The sequence below is a fragment of the Paenibacillus sp. FSL H7-0357 genome (assembly GCF_000758525.1).
GTDB lineage: Bacteria > Bacillota > Bacilli > Paenibacillales > Paenibacillaceae > Paenibacillus_AQ.
Map to the genome: position 1 here is coordinate 6,807,746 of NZ_CP009241.1, position 21,136 is coordinate 6,828,881.

Below are 21,136 nucleotides of genomic sequence, written 5' to 3' on the forward strand. Positions count from 1 at the left end.
TTCAGAAAATATTACCTACTTCTATCAATTCATGCTTTACTAGGCTATTCCTCCCTATAGGTTCCAGAATTTGAGAATACAATAAAATTCCCTTTTCTACTCCATCATCTACGCTTACCAGTTCCAAAACTGCCTGATACGCGATAATTCATTGCATCTTCGGATTTAACGTCAGTATTCCTCTTTTTTGGGGCTACTTTTTTCATTTTTTGATTAGAATCTCCTGACAATCTAATCCTCTCCTCCTTTGACATCATATACCATTTTACCGCTTGAGGATCTTTGAGCTTTTGCCTCATTTTTTTGTTATTGGTTTTACTTACTAAAGAGTCATTATCCTTACTTTTCTTCAACTTCTTATTAGCAAATTTTTTTTCTATATTTATTGGACTTGCCTTTTTTACTGCTACCTTAGAACTCAACGTATTCATATGTTGTTTTGGATACAGCCACTTGAGATCAAATCGTTTTTTATCATCAATAATGAAATACTTATTGCCATTAATATCTCTCATCGCAAGCTGGATAAATCTATGCTTGTCTTTAATAAAAATTGAATTAATGAAATCGATTCGGTCCTTTTCAAATGGAATTGGAAACAACACACCTGTCTTCTTATCTTGTTGACTCATCACTTTTGTAAACATTAGTTTTGAATGTATCAACTCAGAATAGGCATCAAATTGAAAACTTCGAGATTTACTATTCATATTTATTGTTTTTTTCAAAATAATCGCTTCTCCTTAACCCTGAACTATTAAATGAATATGAATAGAATAACTGTTCTATATTAATAATTCGAGACTTGACAATAAAGTCCTGTATCATTAAATTCGTATGTCATGACAGTAATATCACAGCAGAAGCCTCTTACCTTTACATATATATTTCTTTCAGATCAGATTCACATTATTCAGAAAAGCGTTTGTTATTATTAAAATCAATAGAATTAGCTATTGGAAATGCGATAAAGCATTTTTATCCACACGTAAATATAATATAGATATGCAGATTTGCATATCCAATATTTACATTATACGAATAATGTGCTATAAATGACTTGTACCTAAATTTTCCAATCGAAAGGTGATGCTAACATGAATGATTTTGATTTAAAGGGGTTTAGAGAAAAACTGGGTTACACACAGGCAGAGCTTGCTTCAGTCCTACAATGTGGGCAAGATTACATTTCCAGGATGGAAAAGAACCCAGGAAACATGTCACTCGAATTCTTTATGAATCTATGTAGCGTGGCTCGTATGCTACCAAATGACGTTTTAAGCAACTTTAAGTTGGAACAGCCCAAAGCTCTTGATATCCCTAATGTATATGGTGAAGAAGCACTAAAGAAGGAAGCCTTGAGATATTACATAGCTCCGAAAATGAGAGACTACATTGAAAAGCCCGAGTATCGCTCAGCAATAAATAAAATCAATGAACTGGATGAATTAATTAATATTTATGGAGCCAAACCTCTTGTCGCATTACTTGGTCCATCCGATGCTGGAAAAAGTACTATGATTAATAGTCTTACAGGTATCGATGCTTTGCTATCTCAATGGACACCAACAACCTCATCAACTGTCTATATCAAACATATAAATGACAAACCCTCATGGATGGGGAAAAATAATGTGAGTATTTTCAAAGCAGAAACACATGATAAGGGTTGGAACTTTAGGAAAATTCACGATATGAACTATTGTAAAGCACATATTCTACATATTGGTGACTATGACATCTTAGAAAAGTATTGTAATAGAAACTCTGAAAATTCCCATAGAGAAGTTGACTCTGCTGTCGTATATTTAGATTCAAACATCTTATTATCTTGTGACATCGTCGATCTTCCAGGATTTGGTACAGAGGAGATGGATGATACAGTAAGAGCACAAAGAGCTAAGGATGAAGCAGATATCGTATTGTTTTTATGTCAGAGTAACAGTTTCCTAAATAAGCAATCTGATATTTTGTTCTTAAAAGACGTAATCCGTACGTTACCTGTTATTAATACGAAAGAAATTCCGTTGCTTTCAAATCTATTTGTTATTGCTTCTCAAGCCCACGTAGTGGGTCCTGAAAAAATTCCACATGTATTAGAAACTAGATCTTTGGCATTTTCCGAGCAACTTTCGGATGAATTAATTAATCAAATTTTCAATATTAGCAAAAAGAACTTTGTTGAGATATTCAAACGGAGATTCTTCTCTTACTCCCTTGATAATCCAGTTCTCCGTGAAAAATTTGAAAATGCATTTAGGGAACTTCTTGTAAATTTATTGCCTACTATTAGAAAGGCAAAATTAAATAAAGCTATTGATGATTTCAAAATAGAATCTCGAACTATATTTTCAAACGAAGTAAAAAAATATGAGGCGATATTGCAAGACCGTGAGAATTCAAGAAAAGAATATGAGAAGGCTGTTCAGGATAAGCCAAAAAAGTTCGGGGAAATAAACGTTCTTCGAAATCAACTCATAACCTTTATTGATAAGTCTCATAAAAGTAATACACTAGAAATTAAGCTTTGGGAAAAGGAGAACATTACGGAACGTTATATCGTGGATTTAATTAATGAGAAGAAATACGATAAAAAACAAGCTAAGGAATATCTTCTTTCCAATATCTCAGATCTTTATTATGCAAAAATGCAAGAAATACTCAAAGGTAGCGTTTCAGAGTTTAACAACATGTTAACTCAATTTTTTGAAGAGGTTGAGAAAAAGGCAAATTCCTTGAGCAAGATATCTGTCGGTGAGGTTCAAATACCATTTGATTTTAAAGGTGCGCTTGCTGGTGGTATTGCTGGGGCTACTGTACTCGGAGGCTTAGGATTATGGGCAGCTACTGTTGGTAACCTGGGCGGTTATATTCTTGTTGCTAAAGGCGTTAGCTTACTAAGTGCTTTAGGAATTTCAGTAGGTGGGACTGCGGCGGCAGCTTCCTTCGTAGCATTAATTGGTGGTCCAGTAACCATTGGTATTGCATTAGCATTAGGGGTGTTTGCGATAGCTACTTCTCTATTTGGCGATGGCTGGAAAAAACGACTTGCTAAAGAAGTAGTGAAAACGCTAGAAAAGAAAAAGGTTATCAACTCCTATTCAGACGCGATCGCTAAGTTTTGGAATGACAGTAAGATCGGATTAGGTGAAGTTGTTGAAGAAATTCTTCGTAAAATTGATGAACACTTGGAGAACTTAAAAACAATAATTGAAACTAATGATCCGAAAACTATCGAAGATATGATTGCATTGAACAAAGGGTTAGAGGATTTTTTCGGACAACTCCCCTGGGAAGGAAGTGAATCAACCGTTTTATTAATTGAAAACAACACGGGGAAGTATTAAAAATCGTTCAGTAACTAAGTATTCCTAATTGGGAATACCAAGTTTCTACCCCCTCATACCTGATTCTATAGGCGCATTAGCACTAAACATGGAACAAAAAAACAAAGGATGTCTCAGAGACATCCTTTGTGATCATAATGCTGTTATTTCTCACTTCGTACCCAATCTCCAATTGGATCTCCATCAAGCTAATATACTCCAATAACCGTATTCCATACCTAACTAGAGATCATAATAGCCATCTTTTTCATCATTATATGTAAGGTAATAAACCATACCATAATTCCAAAAATAATCATCCCACTCCCAGCGCTTTAAATACAGCATCTGTTGGATCTGAGTAAAATACTGGCTGTACTTTAATAAGTAAGTCAGGCGGTACAGTCTGAAAGTCCACTACAGAAGAGGCAGGTATTAAGACTTTTTTCGCACCTGCATCCACACAAACCTGAAGTGTATTGGCAAATTCCTCGACCCTAGCAATTGTTCCACCAACAGTCATACTTCCAAGTACAACCATGCTTTCTTGAACTGAGCGTTCTAATGCGCCTGAGCATAATCCAATCAATTCAGCTATTGCCAGTTCACTCGTCAGCCCGATACCCTGTAAATCACTAATATGCATGAGATAGTCCTTCGTTTTTGTGCTAATCGAGCTACTAATACTTTTACTATTAGATGTAAAATATCGGTATGCTGTATCCAAGCTTTCTTTTGCACCTCTATGAGTCCCTACACCCGACTTTTCGAACTTACCTGTTCCTGAGACAACTTGATTCTCCAGCTTGTATACCCCAATCATACCAGAGTCACCATGTCCAACCGTATATACATGTCCAGGCTTATCCATTCCTTCAGGTATCAGTTTACCACCGCCTTGTTCAGGCACGGAGACATATTCTTCACTAAGCATTTCCTTGTCTACATATGAGAAGTGGACATCATAAAACTCCATACCACCGATCTTTTTGAGTTGTTCCTTGACCCGTCTTCTTCCCTCAAGCGCGTATTTCAGGATCTCCTCTACATTCTCTCTCGTATATTCTCCATTCGGATACAATAGCTTAATAAACCCTGATACTGTTTTACGGACAGCTATAACATCACGCTGATTCAGGTTATTTCCAAGCCTAAAGTAGCGATCAATCGCATCTGCAAATGAACGCTTCCGCATTTCCCTAAAATATTCGGCCATGTAATCAACAATGAATCCATACTTATCTGTAAAGAATTCTGGCCGCATTTTTGGAACTTCCCAACCTGGCAAGTAGTAATGCATTCGATCGAAGAAAGCTGAATCGTTTGCCATTGCTTCAGGAAATGGTGCAAACAAATGAGATGTCTTGATCAACGAATCTAGGCTTTGATTGATGTTTCCGAGGAAAACCATAGAAGCAGATGCTGCCTTTTCCTCTCTGCCGCGTGCAAACGATCCAGATGCCATGTAATCCTTCATAATCTGCACGCCATCTTTATCCTTCATCTGGATTCCAGCGACCTCATCGAAGCTTACAGTGTCCCACATTCCAACAAGTCCAACCTTCTTCGTGGACATGTTATAGAACAAATTGGCTACAGTCGATTGGCCACCAGATATCAAAATGGAGTTAGGTGAGATTTCTTTATAAACATGAGACTTACCCGTTCCTCGTGGTCCCAATTCACACATGTTGTAGTTATTCTCAACAAGCGGCACAAGTCTAAGCAAAAGATGCCATTTCACTCTATACTCAAGCTGAGTCGGTTCCATCCCTGTCGAGCGAATAAGTACATCGATCCATTCCTCTTTCGTAAAGCCCTTCCTGCCCTCGAGCACCTCGTTCAAATCCATATTGGGCATTTGAATTGGCTTTAGGCTACTGATACTGAATGGATTACTGTTCTTTACTTCTTCGTCAAAAAAGTATTCCATCTTGAGCATACACCATATCCCACCAGCAAGGAGTTTGTCGTACTCCTTTACATAGTTCGGTGAGATCGGTACACCTTTAAGACCTAAATTTGAGAACTCCGCTTCGTAGGTATCAATCTTTGCATTCAATGTTACAGAAATCTTATCAATGATGGAGTATTGACCCTGCTCACGAATTTTTGATTTTATCTTCTCAGCTTCATCAGGTCGAACAAAATTTTCTGAGAGGATCTTCTTAACTCGTTCTATTCCTTCTCGGATGTTATCCTCATCATCCGTTGCCGCATACATGCCCAGCAAATATTCAAGGACGTAAACAGGGACATTCGCTCCTTCTTTCATGAGCTTAGTTAGATCCTTCCGAACGACTCTTCCTGAAAATATATCATTTAGCTTCCGATCTAAATCCAATGATTGTTTTTCGCTTATTGGTTCCACTCGTCTTCCTCCCTTCCTTTAAAAATCAAAATCACTAACAATACCTAAGTTAATCGAAAACAATGTTTTTTCTACGATAACATTCGTCTCATCATCTTTGGTAATAAGATAATAGTTGCTATTCCTTTCATATGGTATCGACTTCAGAGCAAATCGAAGCTTAAATGTCCGTTCATCTGGCTTATCTGAGGTACGATCACATATTAGCATTTCCTCATTACTAATTATGGTATCCGTCTCGTCTACCATATAAATCTTCACTGTCCGAGGAACTCGTTTATCCTCCACTTTCTCCGTTTGGAAAAAGGTTAAATTGAACAGACTATTCGTGATCTTTCTTGTTGTGTTCGTGAGCTTCACGTCCACCTTCTCGATTTCACGACTGTTTTTCTGTCCACTACGGATATTCTTAAATGAAATAAGTGGCACGACTATCTCTTGAAGGCTGGCCCCCCCGTGAACAAAATTGGCTCCAGCTCCTTGTATTTTGAAACGGATCGTCGCTTTAGGAACATAAGTCGTGATCTGGTGTTCGTTTTTTATCAGGCTATCCATATTGATATCAAGTAGACCGATTCGTTCTCCTTTTTCTCGCGACAAAAGATATCTCCGTTTGACCTCGAAGGCTTGAATACCTTCCTTTTCAATCTTGTCACTCTCTTCTAAGGCATCACGTTGATATACAAAACCATGGTCCGCAGTGATGAAAATGTTCGTACCGCTCAATTCATCCTTGATAATTTTAACAATATCGTACAATTCATCTATGGCTCTCTCCGCTGCTGTGAACGTATAAACTTCTGTTGATGCCTTGTCTCCCGTTGCATCAATACTATCGTGATAGATATACACCAGTTTTTTGCCCTTGAAGGTTTCCCTGCGACCACCTTTATTCATGTTCTTCAGTTCTTGAAAATGAATTGAGGTGCTATCTGCTACTTCCGCTTGGAGAATACTAATTCGATTGTCCATGCCACTTGATGACTTACCATTCACCAGCACATTACCATTTAGATCGATCTCAAGGTTCATATGCGGAAGCAGTGATGCCATCCCCATCTTCGTAACAGAAGGGACTACACCTAACAATGGTTGAATGTTACAAGCTCCTGTCGTCTCCGAATTCAGCTTGTCGGTCAGTTCTGACGCTATCTCATAACGCAGAGCATCCGATATGATAACAAATACTCGATCACCGTTAAAAATTTTTGGTGCGACAAAGCTTCTATAGAAATCCTTCTGGCTTTGAATACCTGACAGTACCCAGCTGGATTTCAGCTCATCATGTATAGCGGCAGACCAATGGGAACTTAATTCGCCCATATACCAGTTCGTATAAAGGTTTTCAACCATTGTTTTTAGCTTTTTCAATATTTCGCTATTGGAGTCATTATCATAAGCAACATAAAACTTCCTATAGAACATGTCCATTTGGTGATAGTCATTCACATATGCTCGGTACATCTCCACCGCTTGCGCTTTCGGAATGCCCATACTGTATTTCTTGTGAAATTCGAACATCTTAACAGTGTAATACAGGGCTTCATAAATGGATTGGTAGCGCTCGTAATAATGCTTCGCTCGACGTAGGTTTATCAGTTTCGTATACATATCATAGTCTTCCAGTCGCTCCTCCAGACTGTTTGCGATATAGATAATGATAGCTTTATCGAAGTATGGAAATGTATCCGCCGCTTTGAATTCCTCTACAGGAAGTTGATTCACAATATCCAATAGTTTAATTTCCTTCTCGACGATTTCAGCATACTGGTCATACACATGACAATCCGTTTTATGATGCATCCAGTGATCGATGAACACTAACGCATTGGACTTGTTTCGAATAGCAATATAATTCTTGACCATTGATAGACGTTCCCCATTGAACGCATGGCTAACTGCAGTCACGGTCAAATGTATAAACAACGTTTTTAGTGACTTTTGACTTTGCTCATAACCATATCGTTCTGCTACTACATTCCAAAACACATCTGACCCAACGTACTTTGAAATCGAATCCAGGTATTTGTTTTGGTTGTCATCAAGCGTATCCATAAGAACAGCTTTCAGGACATCCTCGAAGTCAGGGATCTTTAGATTGCATAATGCACTCATCATGACTAACTCAATAGTACCTTCAGTAAACGCAGATACCTCCAACCCTTTGAATTTCCGAAGCCGCTCCTTACTCCCGAAGAACTTCTCGTATTTCTTCACCGAACTCCGTAGTGATGGATCAATATTCAATTCATTCATAATGAGAGATATCTTATCTGCATAGAAGGTCTTTGAGTACAGAATCGTATCCAAAAGCCAATTATCTTCCATACTCATGTCCAGGTTGGAATAGATCAAGTAGTTAGAGATCGGATCCTCTTCTTCGAGTAATACCTTCGTATAGAAGCTGTTACCTTCAGTCAGCATATGTACCTTGACACTCTCTATGGAAATCTCATGTATATATTCAGTAAATTCCTGATCTTTATCGAACCAGAAAATAATCTTTCGTTGTTCGCCCTCATTGAGAGGTTGTAGAAATGCTTCTTGCAATGCTTTTGTAACTTCATCCAGATTCACGATTTATCAACTCCTTTTTCATCAGGCTAAAAACAGGGATATACCGATATTAACTGGTATATCCCCATTGTACCCAATTTATTAGATTGGAGCGAGCAAGCTTCAAATTTAGTATATTTGACAGTAACACAGACATACAGATCTATCTCAAGCTGTATATTATATCTGTCATGTGATGAAATTTTTATTAGTGTATCACAGTTCTCAAATCTTTATGAAAATGTTGTTAAACCTTTTTTCGATTTTCCTTATTTATCCTTGATTTAATTCCCCAATTTACATCTACAACACCCTTAAAGAAAAATAAAAGGATGCTAATCTTGTATTCTTAATAGATTATTTTGAAAATGACTTAACGATTACCTCAACTTCACTTCTTACACCATATGCTTTATCTTCCAAAAACGGTGTAACAATGTCGATAGCTTCCTCTCCTAATAAATAATAAATACACTTTATAGTTTCTATCCTAATATGCCAACTCTTATTTTTTAAGAATGGATATAGACTCTCAACATTTTCTTTATCGATTATTCTACCATATGCTGTTAATGCATCTAACTTTGCATATGTAGGCCCTTCTTCGACTATCTTCTTAAGATCATTGGCAATTTGAAAATTATTCTCATTACGAATAATTTCATCAACAGTTTTTTTCCTAACCTCCATATTACTTGATAGTATTTTTTCTATGTATTCATTCATTATTCAATACCTCCAAACCTTGATTTCAGACTTTCTCAACAGTATAAACAGCAGTGAGATTCAAGAGACAATAATTGTGAAAAGTAAGGATACACCAGTAAACTGATATATCCCCATGTTACTTCACGACAGTGTTACTAATTTTTCCTGATATTTCCTAATAAATTCGTAAATAATTCATGTACTCCTTCCTACTATAGTTAGCTCACCAAAATAATGATATATTTAATTCACCCGATTTATTTGATTGGAGCGAGTAAGCTTTCAAATTTAGCGTAATTTACAGCAACGCCGTCGTCCAGATCAATTTCAATCTGCATATCTGCCATGTGATGAAGCTTCTCGTCATATGCCCGAAGTTCTTCAATCTTCAGTTCAAGTGATTTCAGTTCTTTCTTCGCATTGGCAATTTCTTTTGTCGTACCTTCTCCAATAATAACATCAAGAAGAGACTTCTTCTCAGCATCCATCCGAATCTGAAGTTCATGCAAATAATCCGTTCTAATTCTCGACAGAGTAGATTTGTCATAACGGTGCATGTAGATTAAACAGTTAAATGCTTTTTGCTTACCTGAAGTGAATAACCAGTAAATCGGTTTTTTTCTATAAGTTTGTAGGTGATCCTTAAAAAACTCATTTAGAAAGTACCTTCTAATTGCTTCCTTCGCAGTTTCTCCGTCTTTCTTTCCGAGGGACTCTGCGATAAACTGTAAATTTTTCTCTAATGACACCTCTCCAAATGTAACTCTTACAAACTCAGTAAACAGTGAGGTTATATCCCCATCCAAATATTGATCAGCTATAGGGATGATGTTATCTTTATCAATTTTAATTGAAATGTATTTACTTAAATCAAATTTCCCACCAGCAAAAATAAGTCCTTCTACGTCCAAAGAGTATCTCCCAAACATGCACCCAATCGCATAAGAAATGAGACTTTTCATATCACGTTTTAAATCTGCTTTTCGGATACTCACATCTTTATCGTCCACATCATGAGTTAGTTCTTTCTGCAAACAATAAACCTCAATAAAAATTCGATTTAGTTCCTCTTCATTACTTTTCAGTTGTAAAAACTGCCTTTCAGTGAAATTACTCCACTTTTCAAATGCATCTTCTATATCACCATTTTCAACCTTCCACTGAATCAGAGGATGCTTCATAAAGTCCCAACTTGTTTCGAAATTATCCCAATCCATCCGAGAAATCTTTATGTTTTCTCTTACGATATTTGAAATATCATTTCCGCCAAATTTCAAAGGCAAGTTTCTTATGTCGTCAGGCATAATATTGATAGTGGGATTATAAATCTTCATTATATAATTACTTACTTTTGTATTTAGCCACCCCATTAAATTTAGAGTACCTATCTTGTCTTCTTTTTGTTTAGAATAAATATTATTCGAGGCACTTTCTGTGATAAACCCTTCTGACAGCCATCGATAACTTGTATCTGAGGATGAAACCCTTGAAATTGTAATTGCTTCTTCAAAATTGTATTCAATACCTCTCAAGGTTGCCCTCGGTTTCCCCTTATGATCTACGAATGTCTTTAAATTTTTACCATCATCTTCCCAATCTATTACGTAGTCTTTGTTTCCGTACCATTTCCTAAAAGATCCCCCTTTATTACAAGGAAGCCACTTACTATTATTACAAAAATCAATTTCGTGCCAGTAACGAATAAATTTTCCATTTTCACCTGTCGTGATTCCATTTCTCACTTCATAGTTAGTTGAAACTGCTTGGCTCTCTTCAAACAGATTTAAAAGTGACTCATTTAACCAATATGCAATAGGGATACCTGGGACTTTAGCAAAGTTTCGTTGATCAAAACTATAACGTTGAGAGACTATTTCATTATTTGCGGACTTAATAAGCATATCTCTTTTATCTTTTGCAGTTTTCTCATCAATTAATCTAAGAAATATACCCTTATTATTCGGCAGGTATTCTCTCCTCAAAACAAAGGCTGTAGATTGAACAACCTCCCCTCCTATTTCTTCAAAGGCTCTTGTGCCCAAGTGCACCATCGTTGAGATTGTCTTTTTTCTAATTATCTTCTCCCGTAATTTTTCGTAACTCGCCAAAAACATCCAAGAATGTTGGTTAACAGCTGCATAATACCCTTCTGCTTTCAGGTAGTGATCAATTTCCATAAAACAGGCAAATAAATCTGATTTTGAGTCTGGATAATTTTTTTTAAGGAAGTCAGATAAAACTAAATTCATATTTCCATATCCCATATATGGTGGATTAGTCACTAAAACATCATACTGTGTGACCATTATATCAGCCTGTCTTAGCAACTGAGGTAATAGGCTAAGCACTTTTTCTCTTATTATTACTTCAAATATATCTTTCGCTGGATTAACTTTAATGTGATCTAATCTGTGCTCCAGAAAAACCCTATCATAATCAGCAATTTTTATTAAAGAACCATATGTTTTTGCATTTAGAAACTGCTCTACAAACTTTTTCACTTTATGATAATTAGCACCTTCTTTTTCTCCTGCAATAAAAGCTAATTCCTCTTCATTAATTAAGTTTGTTTCTTCAATAGGAGCCAAATGTAAGGTTAAGCCTTCCTTTTCAATACTTCTAAAAAATCGTTTATTATAGGCAAGTGCTTTCATAACAACAGAAAAACATGCAAGTTGATATGCTCGGTGATCAATGTCTAATCCATAAAGATTCTTCTCGATAATCATTCTTGGTATTTCTGTCTCCATATAACCACATTCAAGATATATTTCATATAGAACATCAAACAGATAAACAAGAATATGTCCCGATCCCATCGCTGGATCAAAGCATTTAATATCTTCGATCCTTAACCCTTTATTCGTATTCGAAATAATTTTCTCATCAAAATCTTCACTTTCACATGAATTTATGAAATACTCCCAATTCTCGGTTAAGCTGCTATGCTCTTGATGTGATTCTGTCCAATACCGACCTAAAGAGTTCTCAACCATGTAACGAACAATCCAATCAGGTGTAAAAAGTTGAGTTGCAAAAGGGATCTCTTCTACTTGGAACTTTTTCTTCTCCCTAAAGACCCTTTCTTTCTCCTCGGAAATATAAAATTGATAAAGCCACCCAATAATCTCAACCTGTTCCCAATGAAATTCTGGAATTGCTGTTACATCAGTCATTGCACGTAAAAATGAATCTTTCCCTAACAATCCACCAGGAAACAAAATCTCTTTGTAGTCTTCAATCGTCTCAAACATAAATGGAAGATACTTATTTAAATTATTACACTGTTTGATAACCAAATACTTAAATAGATCTTCTGTTTTATTGTTAAGCTTCAGATCATACACCAATTCTTTATCAATATCTAAATCAACATTTAGTGCCTCTCTAATAATATCAGGTTCATTAGTATTGGAATAACTGGATGATAACACTCTTACCTTTGTAGGAAGATAGTTGTTCACTTCCATATATCTCAATGCAGTAAAGCGATTGAACCAAGTATATGCAACCTCTTCTACAACTTGCGTATACCCAATTTCCTTAATTCGAGAGATTAGTTTCTCCCGTTGCTTCTTTTCTATCGCCGAGAGCTGTTTACCATCAATATAGATAGCATCTGAACTTTCAAATTGAGCCTTCTTAATGTTTTCTACCGTAATGCCTATTTTAAAAGCCCTCGCTTTGACTTTCTCAATCAACTCTTTGCGTGCATTTGTCGCAAAGTTTTTTAATGCTGTCTTATTCATGCGTACTTTTCACCAACCTATATTGGAATGTGTATATAATCGTTAAGAGCCGTGGCCTATGACCACGGCATACTGTACTAATCAACAAACTCGATTTGTTTGTTGCTCTTAATAATCTGTTTCAGCTTTACAGACAATGTGTCCAGCAACATATCCACATCTGCTTCTGTACGTAAGGTCTTAGTAGCAAGCAGGTCATTCACTTTCACTCGTTCTCTCTGAGAAACAGGCTTTACTATAACTGGAGATTTATCTCCTCCACCGCTCCCTCTAACTGGAGGCTCCACTTGTTGCTTTTCTTCAAACTCACTAATTTCACGATTGATAATGAGTTCTTGTTTTTCTTTGAAGGCCGAGCTTTGTGTTATTGTTGCATCCACCTTAAAGATATCGACAAGCTCATTCATATTGCTGTATAGATTCTCATAATAAGCTTTAATTCGTTTTTTTGTCTCATCAGATACGCCGTCTTCATTTGCACGTAACGTTAGATGATTCAAATCCAACTGAATAACATTTTTCGCCGCTACTTTCTTTCCTTCAAGCACACCCTGAATCTGCTCATCGATTTTATTCACAAGCTCAGGAATATCCTTTATTTGGCGGTAAGGTTGTACTTCCGTTAGGATCTCATGCAGCTTTTCAGCATAGCCTTTAATCTCGTCACCTGATAAATACACATCATTTTCCTTATACTTCTCAATTGCATAAAGACCTTTGTCGAAGATTTCCTTTTGGGACGCGAAGAAGCTCTTCACATATGTAACGTCTTCTTCCCAATCTAATAGGTTGTCCTCCAGATCACGAAGCTTAGTGAAAAATGATACGTTATCCAAATTCTTCGTAAACTCGTCAAAATACTCAAGACCACGATCCAAGAGACTACCGCCTGGATACTTTCTTCCTTCATAGCGGCTTTTGAGTGCTTTAATCTCGATTACTTGCTGATCAATTAGATGACGAATATCCTTGATCAGACCATCTTCATCATCCGCCAGATCTGTTTTATTAAATAACTGCTTACAGATGTTTTTCGCAACTTTCAATAATGCTTCATCAACGATAACTCGTTTTACTACAATGGCTTTTTCGACCTCACTCGTCTTGGTCAATGCATTAACGGTATTACCATCTTCAGGATCCAAATACTCTGAACTGAGTCGAATTCGGATTCTCTGTTGTTTCATTAACTCTGCTATTAAACCTGATATGTCAAGGTCCTTCCAACCATATGGCTTATCCTTGTAGCGATCCAATAACATTTTTACTCTTACTTGCTTTTGAATACTATCCTGCAAACTGATAAACTCCATGACTTCTTTTACAGCTAACTCATTAGCGTTCGCCGCCACCCCATCTATAGTCAATTGCTCCGTATTTCTTCGTAAAATCGAAATAAGATCCTTCTCTGAGTCAAGAAACGTCTTCACATAACCAAGCTTTGTATACACATTCTCGACCAACGCTTGAAAACCAGTATTAACTCGTTCTTTAACCGATGATCCTTTGATCTCTGCCTTATTACCGTTTATAAAAAACGTACCGCCTTTGATGGCTTCCTCCAACATATTTCTAACCCTATGTTTACGATCCCTTGCCTCGGCTTGCTTGTTGTTCAAGATGTTTTGAATACTTTCTGAGAGCTGCGTCGGATTCTTCTTTCGTCGATATTCTTCTATTTTGAGGATTTCGTCCATTTCCTCCACATAGGCTTCATTACCACCCAGCTTCAAGATCATTTCTCCTGTTCCAGCGGACATAAGCATTAACTCTTGCTCTGACTTGGCATAGTGGTCAGACAGTGGCGAAAGAATGTTGATTCCGATGCTGGATGTTTGATTACCGATGTTTTTCTCATCCATCTTTTGATTATATGAGAATTGGTATTGAGCCGAATAACGATATCTCTTGTCATCGTATAAATCCTGATAGATATAATTTGCAAGTTCCCGCTTGATGATATCCTCTTCAATTTTTATCAACTTGATCTCACGGTTAATATCCTGCTCATCGTCAGTCAAAAATAAATAGAACTCGCCATTCTTCTGAATAAGTGTTTGGGAAATAAGTTTCCGAAGAGATACCTTGATCTTCTCCTTCAACGCCAGCTTATCTTCATCGATCTGTGTAACCATGAGCGTTGCAATGTTATCTATATTAGCAGGGAGCTCTTTGATATACTTGATCATGAATAGCACCTTAAGTAGTTCCATGTTAAATGGGTCATCTTTTAATGCTGGATTCTCATATGCACCTTCAATTACCCTTGAAATGGATGGGGTTAAGAACTCTTTGATCGTATCATAAAAAGCATAGAAAGGAATTAATGCGCCTTCCTCCGAATCCTTATACCTCAAGCCAGCTTCTTTAAAGGCAGAGAGCATAGAACGCTCCCCTTCTGATAAGTGTTTACCTGAACTACCATGCTTGCGCACTTGCTCGAATACGTTCTGAAGGAGTTTAAATTGATAAGGGAGAAACGGATATACCTCCGCAAATTCTAGATCATTTTCATATCCACGTAAATCCGCAGTGCTATCCTTAAAGCTCATCAGGTTTTTTAGAGTAGCACTTTCACCGTGATAGATTTGCTTCAGTTTATCTGTAACGTGATCCTTCTTTTCGAGAATCCGCTTCTTGATTACCTCGTCAACTGAGATAGAAGATAGAGACAGTCGTGTATCAAATCTTCCTTGAATACGAGAGAAGTCATCTCCTTTTACCTTTACTATGCTATCGATGCTTTCTTGAGAAGTAACCATAATCCACACTTTACCTGAACAATGCGTTCCAAGGTCTTCCGCAAGTGTTTGCAAATTAAGCATTAATTGTCGGCTATCGCCTATGTATTGACCAATTTCATCGACCAGGAAAATGAGGTGGAAATTGTCCCCTCTTTGGGCGATGTACTCCTTAACATCCTTAGAAAACTTCTCGATGCTAATCTCAAAGTTATTCACACCATTTTCAAACCAGTTTCTCGCTGATTCTTCAGACATTGAAGTAACTTTTGTTAAAGCTCCAATGACATAATCGGCATCAAAGTAAAAGGTATTCCTACGTTCTACCCAATCTTCACCTGCCGCTGCTTTAAACGCATGTTTAAAGTCCTCATATACGCCTTCTTTAGTCAAATACTTCTCCATCTCCGCAACACCAGGAATATCACCATAGAAGCCTTGATGTTCGTAGAAGACTTTCGTAAAGACCCGCAGGATGGCATCTTCTTTAGACTTGTTGTCCAGTGAACTTTTCGAATCGATGTTAAATAGGATAACCTCAGTCTCTACGTTAGCTGTTCTCTTCATGTTAGCAAGAATAATTGGATCTTGAATTTTATCAGCGAAGAAATCGACAGCTCGTTTATCTTTTGCTTTCTTATTTGCAAGCAAATAAGCGAGGATTTTCAAAAAGTGTGATTTCCCTGAACCAAAGAAGCCTGATATCCAAACCCCCATTTTATCGGTTGTTCCATCAATACCTTGCTGATAATTCTCATAAAATTTGGATAAATGTTTGTTCAGCTCTCGTGTTACGACATACTCATCAAGTTCTTGATAGATGTTATTTTCATCGGTTTGAGCGACCTTAATTACGCCTTTGATACTACGCTCAATGTCCTTCACGAACATATCTTTGATCAGCACAAAATCTCCCCCTCTGGTTGTTAATCCACTAAACGGAATGCTCGATAATAGTTGTCATCCTTAAAACGATCGAATAAGCGCAAGGATAATCCATCATACTTACCTGGAAAGAACATGATCACTGGAATTTTATCCAGAATCTCTTGAAGATTATTTAAGATATTATGGGAGCGCACAAATGGATAAACCTTGCCTACACCTGTAATGAGTACAACATTATGATCACCCAATTGCTCTTTGATCTTTTGCAGGAAGATTTCAGGCTTTGCAAAGTTAGTCATGGCTTTAAATAAGGTTTCTTTCCCCTGCTTCTCTTCCATTTGGGGAATCCTTTCAAATATTCTTTTTTCCTTCGAAATCTCTATGAGCATCTTATACAGATCGAACTCAATAAGCCTGCGTCCAGAACCTTCATGGCTAAATTCCTTCAATATATGAAGAATATAATCTCTAACCAGCAGTTCGTTCTCAGGTTCATAATCGAACACATAGAAGCTGATCTCGTTCCCTAATCCCCTACCCTCGATAAACTTCTCTTCCTTTATCTTCGGTATGATTTTGTCGAGCCTACTATTTATATTCGCCATATTATACCTCACCCATTGCCTTTACGTAGGCAACGTCTCCGATCTGAATCAAATACTGTTTTAATTGCTCGTCCATCAAAATTCCGTTCAATTCGCCAGTCTTTGTATTTTTTAAAATTCCTGACTCTAGCAAGATTCGCTTGATAACATTTTTCAATTTCGATACGGTTTGCTCTGTCCAACCAGATACCTTTGCGTCTTGTTCTGCTTTCGAGAAAAAATATAGATTAATATCCTTTTTTTCCAATAGATAGTTACTCGATTCAAACTTCTCACGAATAACCTCATTCATAAACTCAAAAAAAAGTCGATCTGTCTTCATAATCGCATACAGATTGATAATTTTTGCTGATTCCAATGATTGCTCCAACACCATTTGGCATAGCGGATCATTAAGTATGCTTGCTCTACGTAATACGGAAGGTAAACTTCGTTTAAGACTTGCATTTACCTGATATTGAAATAAGTTTTCAGAGAGAACTCTCTCCCTTATTTCCTGTTCATCTAACCCCTGTATTTTAAGTCCCACTACCTGCTTGAACTCATAAAGTAGGAAGGAAGCACCAGTTAAAGTGGCACTATATTCTAATTCTATAGTCATAGTTCAACTCCCTGCTTTCACATCGTTACAATAAATTGTCTCTACTCAGTCTCCAAAACTAACATCTCATTGGCAAGCTAACTAATACTCTAATATTATTTCATTCTACCTTCTTTCTCAATGGAAGATACATGTTAAAAAGAAAACCCAGCATTTCAACAGATTAGTTTATTAAAAATGCATTAACTCAACTTATTTTATAAGAGGTTAGACAGTCAATAATAAAGAGCGCCTCAATAAATTCAATAATCCTCTCATAAGTCCTAAGAATTAAAAGAACATAACAAGATCCGACTTACAAGGAATCAGTAATGAATTCATTTTGAATTTTAAAATAAAAAGACCAGTTGGGGTATCTCCCACTGGTCTTTGCATATATGAGTTCCTTATGAGTTCCCTATACTAAAATTAAAATTTCTTATTCATCATCCAGTTGTTTTTCAAAAGACTGTTTGATCAAAAACATAGCGTACTCAATTTCGTTAACAGAGGAAAGACTAAATTCCACATCGCCATTTCCCCAACGTCCAAGATTACTCACATCCTTACAAATGCCTTGGGGATCTTTTATTTCGCGAAAGGCCATATTTAAGCTGATACGAAGTCTACTTTTCTGTGGCACAATATCGACGAAGTTCGTTATCGTTTTGAAAGCAACGTATAGTTTTTTATACTCCATGCGAACGGAGCTATCAAGATTACTGATGCGTTTTCTTAATTCTTCGTACAATGCCAACATTTCCCCCTTTAACTCTGGGTGATCGGCAATAGTATATGAAACAGTCTCTACTTTTGAATTATTTTTGCTGTATTTCGATATTACCTCATCTGAAATTTGTGGATATTTCCAAACCCTAACCGCTAGATCTGCAAGTGAACGAGCACGTTTAGTGATTTCATCTTCATTCCAAACATCAAGTCTGCCAAGTTCTTTATTTAATCGTAAGGGACTATCTGCAAAGCCCCCCTTCATTTCCCTCTTCACGAGAAAGGGTTTATCACTTAGCTCAGAATTGTAACGGGTTAGTGTTAAATTTCCAAGTCTATGTAAGTATGTATTGTGGATTTCCTCCCAACTAATCCCAAGGCTTTCCCTCCACTCAGACGATAGGTTCTTATTCTGGGGCATAATATGTTCTATCGTATAACTCTCAATATCTACAATCTCTTTACGATTAAAGTTTTCCAATTTCCGAAGCAAATAATTTCGATTTCTAAAGTTGTATACATCTTTAACAAGCGATTCCTGTATAAATTCCTCATTCTTCGGAAAACGACGATGGGAATCTTGAAGCAAGAATGCCGCTATGGCACTTTCCATATAATTATCCTTATCAATTTCCTTGCTGATCGTTGCAAATGTTTTATTCAGGGAATTTGTAGGGACCCCGCAAATGGATCTTCGAAATACATATGCCTCAACCAATTCAAGGATTGTAATAAAGTCTTCTTTTGAGAGCTTTTGTTGTCCATAATCATCGTATACTTCAAGTAAGAATGGATATGATACATCAACCTTTAAGGCATTAATATCAACTAGCACCTGATTGATATTCTTATCTTTTTCTGTCTGGAAAGCCAATTTCACGAAATACTTAGAGAATCGGTAAATGTCCTCCACAATCTCATTTACCGTTTGCTCACTCTGTTGATAAACATAATCTTTAAAAACTGTATATACGTCTTGAATATTGGGGATTTTACCCATCTTTACTGTCAGATAATCACGCATAAAACGGTCAAACAAGTTGGAATCGTTTAAATTCCCAAAGCTACGTTCCATTGGATACCAGTATTCAGTATATAGTTCAGCTTGTTCTTTGGGCTCCAATCTCATTAAGACAAAATTCCGAATCAAATCAGCCTGTGATAAATCTAGTCCTGTAGAATTTAGACTTTCGAAAATCAATTGTGGATTGTCATGATCACGATCCAACGAAATATCCACAACAATTAGTTTAGCAATACCTTGAAAAAGCTTATTCAAATCAATTTCACTCTTCTTGATAGAATCTATGAAAAAATTATAGTTTTCGTATACTCTTTGTGAGAATTCTTCAGGAAGACTTTTTTTCGATGTCAAACTTATTAAGGTATCCTTGTCGCTTTTTGTTAGAATAAGTTTATGATATTGATCGCCCTCTTCATCATTGTTGACTAGATAATAGTTCATAATTTTTCTTCTGGTGATATCACAGGGTTGATCGCTTTCTTCAATAGCCTTTCCTAAAGCTAGTAAAAATAAAGTCAATGTGGTCATCCGTTGTTGCCCATCTATGACAAGCAATTGTGGTACTGAGGAAATTTGATATAGCCCTCGCTCAATATATACGATCGAGCCAACAAAGTGCCCCTTAATCTTCTCATCTTCTGCTGCTCGCAAGATATCATTCCAAAGTTGGCGACACTGACTAATTGTCCAGCTATATTTCCGCTGATAAATGGGGATGATGAACTGTTTCGTACCTTGCAGAAACTTTAGTAAATTTGTCTCAACTGCCTTCACTGTAACATCTCCTCAATAATTGATGCTTACTAAGCTCATTTCATTTTACAACTTTTGCACCATCCTTCCAAGTTAATACAAGGTTAGACAGTAATTTCAAATCGATATTCATATATTTCTATCCTAACTGGGCTCTTTTCACTTACAAGAGTCTGAACCTTCATTGGACTATCTTTTTCTTAGCCACTATTCCAAACCTACCTCAACCCTGAATTTACTTCCAATTCCATTTTATAATCCATTTTCATTAATACGGCCTAATTCATCTATAAATATAGCCGTAATTCCAGTCCGCTGTTTAGCTAACAATGGAAGTCTATCCCAAAGATTACGAAACTGCTTAACATCAGGCAATGCAATGCTGTATTTAGCATTTGGATCATCCATTCGTTGAAGTGTTTCCGCCAAAACAGCAAGGAAGTAATTTACATTCATTGGATTTAATGATCCCAATCCTTTTACTTCAATGATCCATCGCTGAGTCCCTCTATTAGCATTAATATCAATACCAGGCGTTCTCCCCCAAGCAATTTGTGTTTCCCAACCATCAGCATGAAGGAAATCCTTCAAGATCTGTTTGAGATTATCCTCCTTAAATATCGATGGTCTAATCTCAACCTGTTTTGTTTGATTGAGTGGAGATGATTTCTGAACCGTTTCTTTAGCAATTATATAGTTTCCTATTAATCCATCCCTACGGATTATTCTTCTAATGATTCCTTTACTCGTCAATAGCCTACAAACTTGATTAACCGCTTGTTGTGGCTCGTTTACACCTAATATTGCATTAGTTATTTCTCGATCAGTTAACCCCTCTTTATCTATTAAAAGGTCCATGATCTTATCTTTTAAAGTTACTTTCACCTCACCACTCCCTTTATGTAATTTATAGGGCTATTATAGATCAATTCCATTTTCTGCGTAAGTAATTAAAGTGTTGTGACTCATGAGTGTGATCTGTTGATTGTGATAATTAGTCTACCTACATAATCCTGTGAGTGCTCAAATGAAACGTATAACATTTAAATTTTCACTATAAATTTATACACTGTTAGATCCATCAATGATTTACTCGTCAGTCAACA

The 21,136-nt window shown here is 36.6% G+C and carries 11 protein-coding genes; 1 reads left to right on the plus strand and 10 read right to left on the minus strand.

Annotated features, from left to right (window positions below; translation table 11 throughout):
- Nucleotides 1-104: 104 nt before the first annotated feature.
- Nucleotides 105-728, minus strand: a complete 624-nt coding sequence (locus H70357_RS30005) for a hypothetical protein (RefSeq protein ID WP_038596849.1) — start codon at nt 726-728, stop codon at nt 105-107.
- A 369-nt stretch (nt 729-1,097) separates the two neighbouring features.
- Here H70357_RS30005 and H70357_RS30010 point away from each other — a divergent pair, with 369 nt between their 5' ends.
- On the plus strand, nt 1,098-3,347 hold the full coding sequence (locus tag H70357_RS30010; RefSeq protein WP_038596852.1) for a dynamin family protein: 2,250 nt from the start codon (nt 1,098-1,100) through the stop codon (nt 3,345-3,347).
- Nucleotides 3,348-3,642: 295 nt separating this feature from the next.
- Here the strand turns inward: H70357_RS30010 and brxL are convergent, their stop codons facing one another.
- From brxL to H70357_RS30055, 9 genes are all read right to left on the minus strand, one after another.
- Nucleotides 3,643-5,697 (minus strand): protease Lon-related BREX system protein BrxL, encoded by a 2,055-nt coding sequence (brxL, locus tag H70357_RS30015; RefSeq protein WP_038596855.1) that lies wholly within the window; start codon nt 5,695-5,697, stop codon nt 3,643-3,645.
- 18 nt (nt 5,698-5,715) lie between these two features.
- Nucleotides 5,716-8,274 (minus strand): BREX-1 system phosphatase PglZ type A, encoded by a 2,559-nt coding sequence (pglZ, locus tag H70357_RS30020; protein WP_038596858.1) that lies wholly within the window; start codon nt 8,272-8,274, stop codon nt 5,716-5,718.
- 336 nt (nt 8,275-8,610) lie between these two features.
- Complete coding sequence (locus H70357_RS30025; protein ID WP_038596861.1) at nt 8,611-8,979, minus strand: HEAT repeat domain-containing protein; 369 nt, start codon at nt 8,977-8,979, stop codon at nt 8,611-8,613.
- 239 nt (nt 8,980-9,218) lie between these two features.
- Nucleotides 9,219-12,710: a BREX-1 system adenine-specific DNA-methyltransferase PglX gene (gene pglX, locus H70357_RS30030; protein ID WP_038596863.1), complete on the minus strand. Its 3,492-nt coding sequence runs from the start codon at nt 12,708-12,710 to the stop codon at nt 9,219-9,221.
- Between the two features lie 77 nt (nt 12,711-12,787).
- Nucleotides 12,788-16,357, minus strand: a complete 3,570-nt coding sequence (brxC, locus tag H70357_RS30035) for a BREX system P-loop protein BrxC (protein ID WP_038596865.1) — start codon at nt 16,355-16,357, stop codon at nt 12,788-12,790.
- 20 nt (nt 16,358-16,377) lie between these two features.
- The gene (locus H70357_RS30040; protein ID WP_038596867.1) at nt 16,378-16,944 is read right to left on the minus strand and encodes a DUF1788 domain-containing protein; all 567 of its coding nucleotides are present in this window, start codon (nt 16,942-16,944) and stop codon (nt 16,378-16,380) included.
- A gap of 1 nt (nt 16,945) precedes the next feature.
- Nucleotides 16,946-17,545: a DUF1819 family protein gene (locus H70357_RS30045; RefSeq protein ID WP_038596870.1), complete on the minus strand. Its 600-nt coding sequence runs from the start codon at nt 17,543-17,545 to the stop codon at nt 16,946-16,948.
- Between the two features lie 418 nt (nt 17,546-17,963).
- Entirely contained in the window at nt 17,964-20,051 is a 2,088-nt protein-coding gene (locus H70357_RS30050; protein ID WP_038596872.1) for a DUF262 and DUF1524 domain-containing protein, read from the minus strand.
- A gap of 231 nt (nt 20,052-20,282) precedes the next feature.
- Nucleotides 20,283-20,915 (minus strand): MarR family transcriptional regulator, encoded by a 633-nt coding sequence (locus tag H70357_RS30055; RefSeq protein WP_231578339.1) that lies wholly within the window; start codon nt 20,913-20,915, stop codon nt 20,283-20,285.
- Between the last annotated feature and the right edge of the window lie 221 nt (nt 20,916-21,136).

Excerpts from the sequence above, each read along its gene's own strand:
- H70357_RS30010 (WP_038596852.1), top strand. The coding sequence starts at position 1,098 with ATGAATGATTTTGATTTAAAGGGGTTTAGAGAAAAACTGGGTTACACA.
- H70357_RS30025 (WP_038596861.1), bottom strand. The coding sequence starts at position 8,979 with ATGAATGAATACATAGAAAAAATACTATCAAGTAATATGGAGGTTAGG.
- pglX (WP_038596863.1), bottom strand. The coding sequence starts at position 12,710 with ATGAATAAGACAGCATTAAAAAACTTTGCGACAAATGCACGCAAAGAG.
- H70357_RS30040 (WP_038596867.1), bottom strand. The coding sequence starts at position 16,944 with ATGGCGAATATAAATAGTAGGCTCGACAAAATCATACCGAAGATAAAG.
- H70357_RS30045 (WP_038596870.1), bottom strand. The coding sequence starts at position 17,545 with ATGACTATAGAATTAGAATATAGTGCCACTTTAACTGGTGCTTCCTTC.